The following is a 14361-nucleotide window of genomic DNA, read 5'->3' as shown; positions in this document are numbered from 1 at the left end:
GTCTTATCACGTTTAAGGAGGTGGGAAACAATGGCATCTATCTGCGAAATCTGCGGTAAAGGAAAACTCGCTGGCAACAACGTCAGCCACTCCAATAGACACACCAAACGTGCTTGGAACCCGAATATTCAACAAGTAAGAGCAGTTGTTGAAGGTTCTGTTAAACGCTTGAACGTTTGCACCCGTTGCCTGCGTTCCGGTAAAGTTAACCGCGCAATCTAATCCGTTCGGATTTAAAAAGAAGCCAAATACCAATCGGTATTTGGTTTCTTTTTTTGTGCTATTTACATCTAACAGCAACTTTCTTCAAGTACACTTGGTTTAAAGATGCGACATAGCGCAACAATAACAGAGAGAAGCAGTTCTTTTCGTGCGAACCCCTCTCAGTCAGCTTCGCTGACAGCTCCCCCCAAGGGGAGCCTTTTTTCTATAACATATTATTTTACTTTGCAGCCGCACTCGGGGCAGAATTTAACCAAAGAGCTGATTTTTGCGGAGCAGTTCGGGCACAAAATAAAGGCACGGTATTCTGTGAGCTTCTTTTCGAACAGCTCATAGAACTGGTTAACCTCTTTGTCCTCGCGCTTCCAGTTATAAATCTGCAGACGCTCCTTAGTGGAGTCCATGATAACCTGTACGGTTTCTTCATCCAAAGACTGCATAGCCAGCTGCATAATTTTTTTCTTGTTATGGAAGTGCAGCTGATGTGCAGCATCATCCTGCTCATCAATAGTTACACCCATCTCATTGACGCATAGCAAGGCAATATTCCAAGCTACATCAATATCAACTTCATAAAGACGGTTATCAAAGCAACCGCCGGCACCATCTATTCTCATAGCTACCTCCTGCCAGATGTTTTTTCTTAATTATAGCACAAGCGCATATTTGCTGTAAAACAAATCGCTCGTGCTGCGGCATTATTTGTTCAGCGCCGCCGCCATTTCACGCACAGTTTTATGCAACAGCGGATGTACCAGCTCCGGTGCAATATCCAGTAACGGCAGCAGCACAAAATCCCTGTTCTGCATATCGGGATGCGGCAGCGTAAGCTCCGGTGTCTGCATCACAACATTTTCGTAAAGCAGCAAATCCAGATCAATATTGCGCTCGCCCCAATGACGCAGGCGCACACGCCCCATCGCCAGCTCCGTTGCCAAAAGTGTACGCAAAAGCGCCACAGGCTCCAGATTAGTGCGCACCCTGCACACAGCATTCAAAAACTGCGGCTGGTCCGTCACACCGTAAGGCTCCGTAGCAAAATAGCCCGAAACCTGCAGTACCTCCACGCCCTGCTGCATCAGCAGCATCAGCGCGCTCTGTAAATTCTTTTTCTTATCGCCAAGGTTACTGCCCAAGGCAACATATGCAATAGCCATATCCGACTCCTGTTCTTTTGATGTGATGATGGTAGACGCAGCAATTATCTATCGCGTTACAGCGAAAAATTTCTTAACGGCAATTTCGTGCGGAACAAAGACGAAATTGCAATAAACTCGCGCTATGCGTAGTATTTTTCTACACAAGTCAGCTTAGCGCTCAAACAGTATTGCAATTTCTTTTGTTCCAAGCACTTATTGCCTAAAATTTTTATGCTTCCACCGCGATAAATAATTGCTTATGTCACTATTCCGTCGCAGCGCGACAGATAATTGCTAAGTAATCACTTTAACGAAATTACTCCGCACTGCCGCGCAAAATAGCTTCCATTGTGCGAATCGCCCGCACATTCTCCTCAACATCATGCACGCGCACCATCTGTGCCCCCGCGTAAATCGCCTGCAGGCTCGTCGCAATCGTCCCCTCCAAGCGCTGCTCCGCCGGCACACCGCCCAGCACAGCACCAAGCGTACTCTTACGCGAAGCCGCCAGCAGCACAGGATAGCCATAGCTCGTCAAAGCCTTCAAATCACGCATCAACAGCAAATTCTGCTCCACATTCTTGGCAAAGCCGATACCGGGATCCAGAATAATCTTATCAGCACTCACACCGCGCTCACGCAAAAGCTGCGCCCTCTGCGCCAGATAAACGGCAACCTCCTGCACAACATCCTTGTACTCGCAGTTCTGCTGCATATTCTTCGGCGTACCGCGCATATGCATAAGGATAATCGGCGCTTTAGTAGCCACAACCACATCCGCCATGCGCGGGTCAGCCTCCATCGCGCTGATATCGTTGATAATATCAGCACCGGCAGCAATAGCTGCCTCCGCCGTATCCGCACGATATGTATCAATAGAAATAACAGCATCGGGATAAGCCTTGCGCAAAGCAGCAATCGCAGGAACTACGCGGCGGCGCTCCTCCTCCCCATCAACGCTGTCGCTGCCCGGACGGGTAGACTCACCGCCGATATCCAGCACACCGGCACCCGCAGCAAGCATTCTGCCGGCACGTGCCACCAGCTCCTCCATAGCGGGCACACGGCTGCCCTCGTAAAAGGAATCGGGCGTAACGTTCAAAATGCCCATCACGCACATCTTCTCATAGGTCAGCACGCGGCCGTCAGCCAGCGCAGTGCACAGCTTTTGCGGCGTCAGCGCCATTTCCAGATCGGCAGCAGCCTGAGGGATACCAAAATAAGGCATCTGCGCCATCTTCTTCAGCAGTACCTTATAATGCTTCAGCGTACCCAAAAGCAGGATATCAACATACTTTGCAGCGCAGGTAACAGCGCCGACGGGCGTTACAGCGTCGCCGCCCACTGCCAGCATCTCCTGCTTGATAATATTCGCCGCCGGAGTACGCACACCCAGCAGCTTGAACGGAATAATCTCCGCCTTATGCGCAAAAATAGGCAGACTGTCGGCATGAGCGCCGATGCTTGCCAGCGCTGCCTCCAAGCCTTCACGGTTAACCTTTAATAACATTCATTCTCACCTTTTTCCACAACAGCAAAGGCGTTATGATTATGGATGCTTTCCATGCTCTCCACCTCTGCACGATACCAGGTAATGCGCTTATCCGCCTCCAGACGTAAAGCAACCTCACGCACGGCATCCTCTACAAAACGCGGATTCTCATAAGCATGCTCCGTAACGTATTTTTCGTCAGGGCGCTTCAAAAGGCCATAAAGCGGCGTACTTGCGGAAGCCTCGGCATATTCCACCAGCTCCTCCAGCCATACCATTTCCTGCGCCTCAACCTCCAGCTTCGCCCAGGCACGTTGGTTATGCGCACCGTATTCGCTGATTTCCTTAGAGCAGGGGCACAGCGTCTGCACCGGCACAACAGCTGTAATACGCCAACGCAGCTTCTCGCCCTTCTCGGCCTTATACACGCAATCAATATCCAACGGCGCTTCCATGCCGCTCACAGGAGCCTTCTTCGTCACAAAATACGGGAACTTCAGCTCGATAAAAGCTCTTTCCGCCTGCAGATGCTGCTTCAGCTGGTCCAAAATAGCCTCCACATCAGCGAGGCCTACAGGGCCGAGAGTACGCAAACATTCCACAAAACGGCTCATGTGCGTACCGCGCATATCATGCGGCAAATCAACCGCCAGAGTTACCTCCGCTACGCTGTGCTGCGTACCGCGTGCTTTATCACGCAGCTCAATCGGCCAGCGCAGTCCCTTTATTCCCACATGCTTCAAAGGAATATTGCGTAAATCCTTTTCGCTTTGTACATCCTTCACGTCATTCACCTCTGTAAACGCAGCCACTGGTGCGAGTTTCCCAAACTTCTACTTCATATAAATGATAATGGTCGCTCTTCAGCAGCTCAACCAGCTTATTCCAAACCCAGACGCTAATATTTTCTGCGGAAGGCACCGGCAGAATATCATTCAGGCAGGCGTGGTCCAAATGTGCCAGCACCTCGTCCTTCACCAGATTCTTCAGCTTGATGAAATCAATAACCATACCCTCGTGGTCGGGAGTGCCCTCCACCTTTACCACCAGCTTATAGGTATGACCGTGCAAATGCTCGCACTTGCCGTTATACGCAGGCAGATAATGCGCAGCGTCAAAATCAAATTCCTTGATAATTATCATTTATATTCTCCTCCATAAAGGGTTAAATCAGCAAAGCCGTTCTGGCGCAGAGCCTCATAAGCCACAATCGCCACGGAATTGGACAGATTCAAAGAGCGAGCATCCTCAATCATCGGAATACGGATGCAGCTTTCGGGATATTCGTGCAGCAAGGTTTCCGGCAGGCCGGCAGTTTCCTTGCCGAAAATCAGCAGGCTGTCCTGAGCATACTGCACATCGGCATAAGAGCTGTGTGCCTTTGTCGTCAGGAAATACTTGGGGTTATCCTTATATTTTTCCAGCACCTCATAAACGCTGTCATAATAATGGATATCAACAAGATGCCAATAATCCAGACCTGCACGCTTCAAATATTTATCCTCCACGGAAAAACCAAGCGGACGGACCAAATGCAGGTGGCAGCCGGTTGCTGCGCACAGACGTGCAATATTACCGGTATTGCTGGGAATTTCCGGTTCAACTAAAACTATATGCATTTTACTGAATGCCTCCTCAGCTGACTGCTGCGCAGTCGTTAATTTATTTTTTCTCCTGCAGTATTTCGGAAACTCTCTGCTTCATACTGCGTTTCTTTTTATTCTTTTCCTTAACCGGTTCAGCCGGTGCAGGCTTAATCTCCGGCTCAACAGGCTGCTGTGCCAAGATTTTCTGATATGTAGCCATAATCTTTTCGCAATACAGCGAGCCCATCGCCCAAGTACCGTTCAACCCGTACCAGGTGTTGACAACACCGCGCTCCAGGCGGATATTATGCGCCAGATCATAGCGCGGATCGACAATATCGGTTGAAGGGCGCTTCGTCTGCGTATAAGCCAGCAGATGCTGGATATGCGCACGCACTCCCATTTGCGGCGTAGCAAAGGACGCACCGCGCACACCGCCGCCGATAGTACCGAGACCGCAGAAATTGTTCTGATGATGCAGCACATCACCGCCATAGCGGTAAGCACCTGTTTCCACCAACGATTGCGCCAGTGCAAGGTCGGGACGCACGTTTTCACGCTTGGCCTCCTGCCAGTACAGCTCCACCAGCTCCTCTACCGGGCAGGCCAGCTTCACAGCCGGGTTAGCCGCCAAAATATAGGCAATAGCCTGCGCCTTGCTGGCAATCGCCTCACCGTAAATAGCGATATTGCGGTAATCGTCCGGCAGCTGTGTCCCGGAAAAATAAAACTTGCCGTCCTTCTCCTGCAGCAGTGACGGACGCTGAGCGGCAGGAACATTTATCGTACCGGCAGGCGGTTTAGCCACCGGTTTGGTAGATACAACGATTTTATCCTTTTCCTGAGTTATTTGGACAGCGCGCTGCTTTTTGTTCAGCAGCTTCTTATCCTTTTTATCAGCGATAATTGTCTGCCTGGAGGCCGGTGTTTCATCAGCCATCTCGCGCACGGTTGCCGCACACACACCGGCATACAGCGACAGGCCCAACAGAACACATGCAAAAGTAATTTTTTTATAGTTCATAGCGCATTACTCCTATATATATCACGCTATCAATTTTACCGCACATAAGGCAAAATTGTAAAGTTTTTCCCACCCCTGCAGTGAGGAATTCACAAAAAAGTAGATTTAAGCTATAATATTTATAAGATTACAGCTAAGCGCTGCTAATAATTTTTACAGTAAACAGCTATATGCCTGACAAATTAAGGAGGGAAAATTATGACCGCAAAATTCCATTTCATCAACCACGCCTGCTTTATGCTGGAAAAAAACAATTCCGCTATCATCTTCGACCCGTATCTGGACGATAATCCGGAAGGACTCACCGCCAAAGACATCAAGGTTGATTATATTTTCGTCAGCCACGGTCACTTCGACCATTTGGGCAGTGCCTTTGAAATCGCCAAAAATTGTGACGCTACCATCATCTCCACTGCCGAAATCTGCGGTCTGGCGCAGGATGCCGGTTGCAAAGCACACGCTATGCATCTTGGTGGTACCTTTAAGTTTCCCTTCGGCAAGGTACGCCTGACACTGGCCTTCCACGGCAGCGGCGTTCCCGGCGGTCACGCCTGCGGCATCGTTATTGATTTTTACGGCACTAAGCTGTACTTCGCCGGTGACACCGCACTCTTCGGCGATATGCAGCTGCTGCCCAAGCTCGATGCTTTTGAATACGCAGTTCTTCCTATCGGCGGCAACTTCACTATGGACCCCAATGATGCACTTATCGCATGCAAGCTGCTGCAGGCAAAATACGTTATCCCCGTACATTACAACACCTGGCCGCCCATCGCTCAGGACGTGGAAGCCTTCAAAGCTGCCGTTGAGGACGAAACCGACAGCAAGGTGCTTGTTGTAAAACCGGGCAATACTATTGATATCGATTAAAAATTAAAACTTCAAAAACTTACGCCACGAAGCGTTCTTATTCACGTCGCAGTTGCCGCAATTGTTGCACTGCGACGTTGTTTTTTCTCCGAAATATTCCAGCAGTACCTTGCGCAGACACATGGACGTATTGCAGTAGTTGGTCATTTTGCCGAGCAGCTGCAGTTCATGCTCCTTCCAAGTCAGATCCGGCTGGTCGTGACCGATAAGATAGGTATTGACCGCAATATCCGCCTTATCATAAAGCAGCAGACACTCCGCAGGCAGGCCGTCACGCCCTGCGCGTCCTGCCTCCTGATAATAGCTTTCGATATCCTTGGGCATATTATAATGCACCACAAAGCGTACATCCGGCTTATCAATGCCCATACCGAAGGCATTGGTTGCCACAATCAGCGGCACGCTGCCGCCGACGAAGGCATTCTGATTCTCACGCCGCTCCTCCGGCGTAAGACCCGCATGATAGCGCAAGGCACTGAAGCCCTGGCGCCGCAAAAGCTGCGTCACGCTTTCCACCTTGTTGCGCGTAGCACAGTAAACTACGCCGCAATCCTTTTTATGCTTGCACATAAACTCCAGCAGCGAGCGCTCCTTATCCTGCGTGCGCTGCACAGCAAAATGCAGATTGGGCCTGTCAAAGCCCGTCACCACAATTTTGGCCTCCGGAATGCCCAGGCGTTTGATAATATCACGGCGCACATCCGGCGTAGCCGTAGCAGTAAAGGCTGCCACCAGCGGCTTTGCGGGCAAGGCCTGAATAAAATCGGGGATATTATAATACTCCTTGCGGAAGCTGTGTCCCCATTGCGATACGCAGTGCGCCTCATCTACCGCCACCATTGTGATATAAGCCTGGCGGGCAAAATCAATAAACTGCTGGTTGACCAATCGCTCCGGCGCAACATACAAAAATTTGCACTGCTTGTTGAGGGCTGCATGCAGCACCCTGCCGTACTCATTGCTGCTCATGCTGCTGTCAAGATAAGCTGCCGGAATACCGCGTGCCGTCAGCGCCTCCGCCTGATCCTTCATCAGCGATATCAGCGGCGAGATTACCAGCGTCACACCCTTCAGCAGCAGTGAAGGCAGCTGAAAGCAGATGCTCTTGCCTGCACCCGTAGGCAGTACTGCCAGAACCGGCTGTCCGTGTAATATTTCACTTATAATTTCTTCCTGCCCTGTGCGGAAGCTGCTGTAGCCATAAAAATGCTGCAGCGCGCGGTGCAGAAAGTCACTGTCTATAATACGTGCCATAAAGCTCCCTTGCTTCGAAAAGTTTATTTGTAAAAAGTATAGCACATAAGCACTTTTATGTAAAATAACTTTCGTTTTTTCTATGATCAGCTAATAAAAAACAGGTACAGCCTAAGCTGTACCTGAATTTGTTACTTCAAGCGTCTAATTAGTGTTTACGTGCGTTGAAGCATTCGCGGCAGTAAACCGGACGATCGCTGGGTTTGAACGGTACCATGGTCTCTTTACCGCATTCAGCGCAAACTGCGGGGAACATTTCGCGTTGCGGACGGTCGTTTTGTACGCCCATGCGTTGTTTGCGTGCTTGACGGCAAGCCGGGCAACGGCGCGGTTCGTTAGTGAAGCCTTTTTCTTCGTAGAACTCTTGCTCGGAAGCGGTGAATACGAATTCGTTGCCGCACTCGCAGCAGGTTAAAGTCTTGTCTTCTTTCATTGTTTAATCACTCCTAATCATAGATAGAACATACCCCAAAGAACGCATTAAGATGTTTACCTTGGCTTCCCCATGTCATCTATGATAGAAGAAGTTAGGAACTTAAACGGACCACTGAGATACACCACTTACAGTATATAGTAAGCGCCTGCAAAAGTCAATCTTAGTTTATCAAAAATGCGTAAATTCTTTAATAAGAAACTTTTCATTTCTCAACATATCCCAAAATCCGCTTATTAACAGTGCTCACGGGAAAAGCTTGCGGGTAAAATTAATGGTGCAGCACCGGTAAGTTTACAGCAAAAACTATGACCGTCTTTTTTTCTCCGCTTTATAGAAAAACCGCGACAGCTTTTCAGGTCTGCGCGGTTTTCAAGCTTTAATTTTTATTTATGCAGCCAGTTTACAGATTTTCCCTGCTCTCTGGCAAAGTGAGCATCATTAATGGTTTCGGCAATGATATTGCCCTGCCAGTCATTCAGCGTGCTGACAGAAACATTATGCACACTCAGCTTCCACAGATTGTTCAGCGGTATACCTAAAAGCAGGCACAGCTGCACGCGGATAATACCGCCATGCGATACAATCGCGATATTTTTCTCGTGGCCTTCACGCTCGAAGATATAGTCAAAAGCCGCCTGACAGCGACGCGCTACATCATGAAAGCTTTCGCCCTGCGGCGGAATCCATTCGCCCGGACGCGTCAGGAAATCATCCATCTCCTTAGGCCAGCGGCGGCTGATTTCCGCATACTCCAGGCCCTCCCAGGCACCGAAGCTTACCTCCTGCAGCAAATCCAGCGGCTGATAGGACATATTTTTGCTCATAGCCAGCGGTGCTGCCGTCATGCAGGCACGTAGCATAGAGCTGCAGTAAATTTTATCAACCGGCAGATGCTGCATATAGGCAGCCAGCTTCTCGGACTGCTCCAGACCTTTGGCGTTCAGCGGCATATTTATGCGTCCCTGAAAGCGGTGTCCCTTATTGCTGTCCGTTTCACCGTGACGAATTAAATAAATTTTACCCATTAAGCCTTCGCCCCTTTTTTAGATTGCTCTGCCAGGGAAAATTCCTTCATCTCCGCATGTACGCCTGCTTCCTCAAAGGTTTCCATCTCCTTGTAGGCCTTGATGCCGGCATTGAACAGCGTAAAGCAGACAGCAGCGCCCTCACCGGCACCATCAGGAATGTTCAGGCGCAGCGGTGCCGTAAGCCCCAGCTCCTGCAGGCATTCTTCTGCACCCGGCTCTGTGGAAACATGACCGGCAAAGCAGTAATCTAAAACTGCCGGTGCCATATCCGCTGCCTTTTTGGCAGCCCTGCAGACAGCAACGCCGTCGAGCATTACCGGCACCTTCATAGCTGCAGCCTGCAGCAGAGCGCCGGCCATAGCGGTGCGCACCATCTCATTATCAGGATTGGAAAGGCAGCCGAAGCCCAACAGCTCCAGTCCTTTCTCGTGCACCAGCTCCTGCACCAGGGCAGCGCCCTCCTCCAGAGCGTCAGCCTCCTCCTCCGAGGTTACGAGCAGAGCCACAGCCTTCGCACCGGTTTCTGCAGCAAGCACATTCACCGGCCATTTGGCGTGCATAATTTTTTCGGCCTGAGCAGCCTCTTCGATACCGCACCACACCAGTAAATCGCGTTTAGGATAATCTAAATCCTCTTTTTCATAAATGCCCTTGATACCGCAATAGCGCGAGGTCATTTCTTCCAGCTTGGCCAGACTGCCGACAGGCTTGATCAGATTATCAAAGCGTGTCTGCGCCAGCTTCATACAGCCTCTGTCCGCAGGCACAATCTTTTGGATTATTTCTTCTATATGCATAGCATTTTTCCTTTCTGTCTCTTTATAATTAGGCAAAATATTGCCGGGGAAATATATCAGATTATATAGGTTGCGAGCATCAGGTAAACCACCACGCCGCATTCCGTCAAAAAGCCGTAGGTATCACCTGTAAGGCCGCCCAGCTGACCGCTGAGAAAATGCGCAATGCCCTGGCAGATAACGAAGGCCGCTATTGCCGTATACAGATACGGCAAACCACAGGCTGCCACCAGCGCCAGACATAGTGCAAAGGCAATATAGGTGTACATAGGCTTGGCATAAGCCTTAAACATATGACCGATGCCGGTTTTGCGTGCATACTTATAGTTGACGATGTAGGTAACCATAAAGGTACGCGTTGCTACAAAAACCGCAACCAGAGCAAACGACAGCTTTACCGGCGGCAGCGTAGTATAGGCAGCCACCTTCAGCAGCACGAGGCAGACAAGCGCAATAACGGCGTTGGAGCCTACGTGGCTGTCCTTCATGATTTCCAGCATACGCTCGCGGTCGCGGGCGCTGAAAACGCCGTCGGAGGTATCCATAAAGCCGTCATACATCAGTGCGCCAATAATAATCAGCTCCGCCAGCACCAGCATCACCGCGCGCATTAAATCAGGTGTGTGCAGATAATACAGGCCGTAATTTACCGCACCCATAAAAACACCCATTACCAGACCGACCAAAGGGAAGTACGGCACGCTGCGGCTGAAATCGTCATCATGCCAGTCCGTGCGGTTGGAAAAGCGTATTCTGGTCAAAAATTCCAGACAAGTTACAAAATCACGCATCACATCACCTGCTTAAATGATTATATACATCCATCGCTGCCTGCAGCACAACAATAGCCAGAGAAGCACCGGTGCCCTCGCCCAGGCGCATACCGGCGTCCACAATCGGATAAAGCTCCAGCAGCTCCAGCATTTTCTTGTGGGAAATATCGCTGCTCAGATGCGAGCAAAGCATATAATCGCGGCACTGCGGATAGAGGCCGTAGGCCAGCAATGCTGCAGCCGTGGCATTGACACCGTCAACCATTGTCGGTACACGGCGGCGGGCTGCGCCGATAATAACACCGGCCAGACCTGCGTGGTCATAGCCGCCTACCTTGCAGAGAATGTCCATCGCATCACCCTGATTCGGCATATTTTTAGCCAGGCCGTCGATAACAACCTGACGCTTAATCTTCATGCGTTCGTCATTAATACCGCTGCCGCGGCCGACCGTCAGCTGCGGGTCCAGTCCCAGAAAGGCGCTGGCAATAGCTGAGGTAGAGGTTGTATTGCCGATACCCATTTCACCGGTATAAAGCATATTATAGCCTTGGTCGATACAAATATCAGCCATTTCGATGCCAACGGCAATAGCCTTTTCGGCCTGCTCGCGAGTCATAGCGGGACCTTGGGTGAAGTCATTTGTTCCCCAGGCTACCTTTTTTTGATATACCTTTGGCAAATCGCTCAAATCAAAGGCAGTGCCTACATCGCAGACGAAAACATCAGCGTGCGCATGACGTGCCAGCACGGTGGCTCCGGCAGTACCGCGCATATAGCCGTTAATCATCTGGCGCGTAACCTCCTGTGGATAAGCGCTGACACCGTATTTGGCAATACCGTGATCACCGCACATCAGAACCATCGCCGTCTTTAATTTATCCGGTAAATCCTTGCCGAGCATACCTGCAAGGCCTACAACCATATCCTCCAGCTTGCCCAAGTTGGCTGCCGGCTTGTCTAGCTTAGCAAAGCCTGCCCGCACTTCCTGCATACGTTCTTCATCCAGGGCAGGTATCATGATTTTTTCCATATCAGTCGTTATTCTCCTTCATCCTCAAATTTAAAAGCCATTTTTTTTACGTCAACGGCCTGACCAGCTACACAATAATAAACGTGGTCAGCCTCCTTTGCCACACGCTGGTTAACCCAGCCGGCAAGGTCACGGTATTCACGCGCCATCACATTATCCGGCACAATACCGCTGCCCACCTCATTCGTAACAAAGACAACGATTTTGCCGCAATTACGTGCTGCTGCCAGCACCTTGTCAATTTCATCAAATACTACCTGACAGCGCTCAAGGAATTCACCCTCCGGCGCATCCTTGCCATAAAGCAGGTTACACATATAAACAGTCAGGCAGTCAAACAGAACCGCTCCTGTTTCCGCTGACAGTGCTTCAAGCGTGCGCTCGGCATGATAAGGCGCTTCGTGATTAATCCAACGCGCATCACGACGCTCACGGTGCAGACGCACGCGCTCCGCCATTTCCTCATCTAAGATTTCTGCCGTAGCAACGTAATCGCATTTGGGAGAATAATGCAATACATAGCGTTCGGCAAATTCGCTTTTGCCACTGCGTGCTCCACCGGTAACCATAATGATTTTACCAGGCATATTTTAACCTCCCTTCGTTTTTATAGGCCGCAAGCTCTTCAAATTATGTCTAAATGAAAAAAGCTCCCTTGCGGGAGATTCATCACATGCAAATTGCAGCCAAATTCTATATTTACGCATACCAAAGCCAGCCTATCTCCCGTAGGCTCCGAGCTTCGTAACAGGCAGGTCTCCTGGCTTAGCTTCATCGCCCTCAGCGCCTTCCCAACTTGCGTCAGTGACATAATTGCCTGGGCTCCGCTTACAGTAGCGGGACTGCTCCGGATTCTCACCGGCATTCCCTTTTCAGCACCGACCGCAGCCGGTGCACCTGTCAAAAAAATTCCAAGTATATATATTCGACAGCAATCACTATAATCCTGCTAAGGCACAAAAAAAGAGCTGCAAAAGCAGCTCTTTTATGAATTTCGTTATTTTGCGTAATCAACAGCACGGGTTTCGCGGATAATAACAACCTTGATCTGACCGGGATATTCCATTTCAGCTTCAATCTTCTTGGAGATATCGCGTGCCAGAAGCACAGCGGAAGCATCATCGATAACATCCGGCTTAACCATAATGCGGATTTCGCGGCCAGCCTGTACGGCATAGCATTTTTCAACGCCCTCAAAGGACTCAGAAATTTCTTCCAATCGAGTTAAGCGCTTCAGGTAGCTTTCCAGAGTTTCGCGTCTTGCACCCGGGCGGGCAGCAGATACTGCGTCAGCGGCAGATACCAGAACAGCTTCAACACTCTTAGGCTCGCAGTCACCGTGATGCGCCAAAATAGCATTGACAATCAGGTCGGACTCACGGAACTTCTTGGCAATTTCGCCGCCGATTTCAACGTGAGAGCCTTCCATTTCATGGTCAATAGCCTTGCCGATATCGTGCAGCAGGCCGGCACGTTTAGCCAGAACAACGTCAACACCGAGCTCAGAAGCCATTACACCTGCCAGGTTAGCAACCTCAACAGAATGGTTCAGGACATTCTGACCATAGCTGGTACGATATTTCAGGCGGCCCAGCAGCTTAATCAGTTCGGGGTGCAGGCCATGCACACCGACAGCAAAGGTAGCCTGTTCGCCGGCTTCCTTAATTTTCTGCTCAACCTCTTTTTGTGCCTTTTCAACCATTTCCTCAATGCGGGACGGATGAATACGGCCGTCATTAATCAATTTTTCCAGAGCGATACGGGCAACCTCGCGGCGTACCGGATCGAAGCCGGAAATAATAACAGCCTCCGGAGTATCATCGATAATCAGATCGATGCCGGTAAGGGTTTCCAGAGTGCGGATGTTACGGCCTTCACGACCGATGATGCGGCCCTTCATTTCATCGTTAGGCAGGCCTACTACGGAAACGGTGGTTTCCGCTACATGGTCTGCTGCACAACGCTGAATTGCCAGGGAGATAATTTCTCTTGCCTTGCGGTCAGCCTCATCCTTAGCCTGTTGCTCCAGATCCTTAACCATCATAGCAGATTCATGCTTAACCTCTTCCTCGAGGGACTGCAGCAGCTCCTGCTTTGCTTCGTCACTAGTCAGTCCGGAAATACGCTCCAGTTCAACCTGACGTTTTTCCAGCATTGCCTCAGCCTTCTCCTGAGCAGCGTTCAGGCGCTGTTCCTTGGAAGCCAGCTTTTCTTCCTTGCGTTCGAAGGATTCGATTTTACGGTCCAGATTTTCTTCTTTTTGCAGCAGACGACGCTCCTGACGCTGCAGGTCGTTACGTCTGTCTTTATTTTCACGCTCCATTTCGGAACGCAAACGATGGATTTCTTCTTTAGCCTCCATCATGATTTCTTTGCGTTTTGCTTCGCCGGTCTGCTCCGCATCCTGTACAATACGGATAGCCTGCTCTTCTGCAGTAGCAATTTTACCTTCAGCAACATTTTTGCGAACCAGATAACCTACCGCACCGCCGGCCAGACCAACTACAACAGCTGTACCGATAATTTCTAAAATCGTCCTCACCTCCTAAATTTAGATTTTTCCAAGATTTTTTTGCATAGTAACAGCAGGCGCCTGTTTGCGTCTGCTATAAATGTCCTTATTCCGTTGAATCTATAATAAATCACTGTATTATCTATTCTGAAATAGGGCAAAAAATAAGGCAACCGCTTTACGCGTCGCCTCGTG

Annotated in this window: 17 protein-coding genes and 1 riboswitch; of the genes, 2 read left to right on the top strand and 15 right to left on the bottom strand. The window is 50.0% G+C overall.

Annotated features, from left to right (window positions below; all coding sequences use genetic code 11):
- Positions 1-30 precede the first annotated feature (30 nt).
- The gene (gene rpmB / locus Q7Q81_RS01625; protein ID WP_021719311.1) at positions 31-222 is read left to right on the top strand and encodes a 50S ribosomal protein L28; all 192 of its coding nucleotides are present in this window, start codon (positions 31-33) and stop codon (positions 220-222) included.
- A gap of 215 nt (positions 223-437) precedes the next feature.
- On the opposite strand, the gene Q7Q81_RS01620 is transcribed toward rpmB, so the two are convergent.
- The 7 genes from Q7Q81_RS01620 to Q7Q81_RS01590 all read right to left on the bottom strand — a co-directional run bounded on the left by Q7Q81_RS01620 (position 438) and on the right by Q7Q81_RS01590 (position 5463).
- Complete coding sequence (locus Q7Q81_RS01620) at positions 438-839, bottom strand: zinc ribbon domain-containing protein (RefSeq protein WP_009145124.1); 402 nt, start codon at positions 837-839, stop codon at positions 438-440.
- Positions 840-920: 81 nt separating this feature from the next.
- A complete protein-coding gene (gene folK / locus Q7Q81_RS01615; RefSeq protein WP_304273178.1) occupies positions 921-1379 on the bottom strand; it encodes a 2-amino-4-hydroxy-6-hydroxymethyldihydropteridine diphosphokinase in 459 nt (152 codons plus the stop codon).
- A gap of 298 nt (positions 1380-1677) precedes the next feature.
- Complete coding sequence (folP, locus tag Q7Q81_RS01610; RefSeq protein WP_304273175.1) at positions 1678-2871, bottom strand: dihydropteroate synthase; 1194 nt, start codon at positions 2869-2871, stop codon at positions 1678-1680.
- Positions 2862-3638 carry a GTP cyclohydrolase FolE2 gene (gene folE2, locus Q7Q81_RS01605; RefSeq protein WP_293721824.1) on the bottom strand — a complete coding sequence of 259 codons (777 nt, stop codon included), beginning with the start codon at positions 3636-3638 and terminating at the stop codon, positions 2862-2864. Before folE2 ends, folP begins: the two co-directional genes overlap by 10 nt.
- Before the next feature lies 1 nt (position 3639).
- Positions 3640-3996 carry a 6-carboxytetrahydropterin synthase QueD gene (gene queD / locus Q7Q81_RS01600; protein WP_293388690.1) on the bottom strand — a complete coding sequence of 119 codons (357 nt, stop codon included), beginning with the start codon at positions 3994-3996 and terminating at the stop codon, positions 3640-3642.
- Positions 3993-4472 (bottom strand): tRNA (uridine(34)/cytosine(34)/5-carboxymethylaminomethyluridine(34)-2'-O)-methyltransferase TrmL, encoded by a 480-nt coding sequence (trmL, locus tag Q7Q81_RS01595; protein WP_304273173.1) that lies wholly within the window; start codon positions 4470-4472, stop codon positions 3993-3995. The genes queD and trmL overlap by 4 nt, the downstream gene beginning before the upstream one ends.
- A gap of 43 nt (positions 4473-4515) precedes the next feature.
- On the bottom strand, positions 4516-5463 hold the full coding sequence (locus Q7Q81_RS01590) for a glucosaminidase domain-containing protein (protein WP_304273171.1): 948 nt from the start codon (positions 5461-5463) through the stop codon (positions 4516-4518).
- A gap of 198 nt (positions 5464-5661) precedes the next feature.
- Between Q7Q81_RS01590 and Q7Q81_RS01585 the strand changes: the two genes are divergently transcribed.
- Positions 5662-6333, top strand: coding sequence for a metal-dependent hydrolase (locus tag Q7Q81_RS01585; protein ID WP_304273168.1), 672 nt, complete (start codon positions 5662-5664; stop codon positions 6331-6333).
- Between the two features lie 3 nt (positions 6334-6336).
- On the opposite strand, the gene Q7Q81_RS01580 is transcribed toward Q7Q81_RS01585, so the two are convergent.
- The 8 genes from Q7Q81_RS01580 to rny all read right to left on the bottom strand — a co-directional run bounded on the left by Q7Q81_RS01580 (position 6337) and on the right by rny (position 14196).
- Positions 6337-7587, bottom strand: a complete 1251-nt coding sequence (locus Q7Q81_RS01580) for a RecQ family ATP-dependent DNA helicase (protein ID WP_304273165.1) — start codon at positions 7585-7587, stop codon at positions 6337-6339.
- A gap of 148 nt (positions 7588-7735) precedes the next feature.
- Positions 7736-8020 carry a zinc-ribbon domain containing protein gene (locus Q7Q81_RS01575; RefSeq protein WP_021719303.1) on the bottom strand — a complete coding sequence of 95 codons (285 nt, stop codon included), beginning with the start codon at positions 8018-8020 and terminating at the stop codon, positions 7736-7738.
- Positions 8021-8406: 386 nt separating this feature from the next.
- Entirely contained in the window at positions 8407-9048 is a 642-nt protein-coding gene (locus Q7Q81_RS01570) for a histidine phosphatase family protein (protein WP_293852214.1), read from the bottom strand.
- Positions 9048-9848, bottom strand: a complete 801-nt coding sequence (locus tag Q7Q81_RS01565) for a nicotinate-nucleotide--dimethylbenzimidazole phosphoribosyltransferase (RefSeq protein WP_304273162.1) — start codon at positions 9846-9848, stop codon at positions 9048-9050. The genes Q7Q81_RS01570 and Q7Q81_RS01565 overlap by 1 nt, the downstream gene beginning before the upstream one ends.
- A 56-nt stretch (positions 9849-9904) precedes the next feature.
- Positions 9905-10639 carry an adenosylcobinamide-GDP ribazoletransferase gene (gene cobS, locus Q7Q81_RS01560; protein WP_210684737.1) on the bottom strand — a complete coding sequence of 245 codons (735 nt, stop codon included), beginning with the start codon at positions 10637-10639 and terminating at the stop codon, positions 9905-9907.
- A 4-nt stretch (positions 10640-10643) separates the two neighbouring features.
- On the bottom strand, positions 10644-11654 hold the full coding sequence (gene cobT, locus Q7Q81_RS01555; protein ID WP_304273160.1) for a nicotinate-nucleotide--dimethylbenzimidazole phosphoribosyltransferase: 1011 nt from the start codon (positions 11652-11654) through the stop codon (positions 10644-10646).
- An 8-nt stretch (positions 11655-11662) separates the two neighbouring features.
- On the bottom strand, positions 11663-12241 hold the full coding sequence (cobU, locus tag Q7Q81_RS01550) for a bifunctional adenosylcobinamide kinase/adenosylcobinamide-phosphate guanylyltransferase (RefSeq protein ID WP_304273157.1): 579 nt from the start codon (positions 12239-12241) through the stop codon (positions 11663-11665).
- Between the two features lie 146 nt (positions 12242-12387).
- A riboswitch (cobalamin riboswitch) is annotated at positions 12388-12570 on the bottom strand.
- A gap of 81 nt (positions 12571-12651) precedes the next feature.
- Positions 12652-14196 (bottom strand): ribonuclease Y, encoded by a 1545-nt coding sequence (gene rny / locus Q7Q81_RS01545; RefSeq protein WP_303711278.1) that lies wholly within the window; start codon positions 14194-14196, stop codon positions 12652-12654.
- Positions 14197-14361 lie beyond the last annotated feature (165 nt).

Source organism: Phascolarctobacterium succinatutens (assembly GCF_958453765.1).
GTDB lineage: Bacteria > Bacillota > Negativicutes > Acidaminococcales > Acidaminococcaceae > Phascolarctobacterium_A > Phascolarctobacterium_A succinatutens_B.
This window is presented reverse-complemented; position numbering and strand designations above follow the sequence as displayed.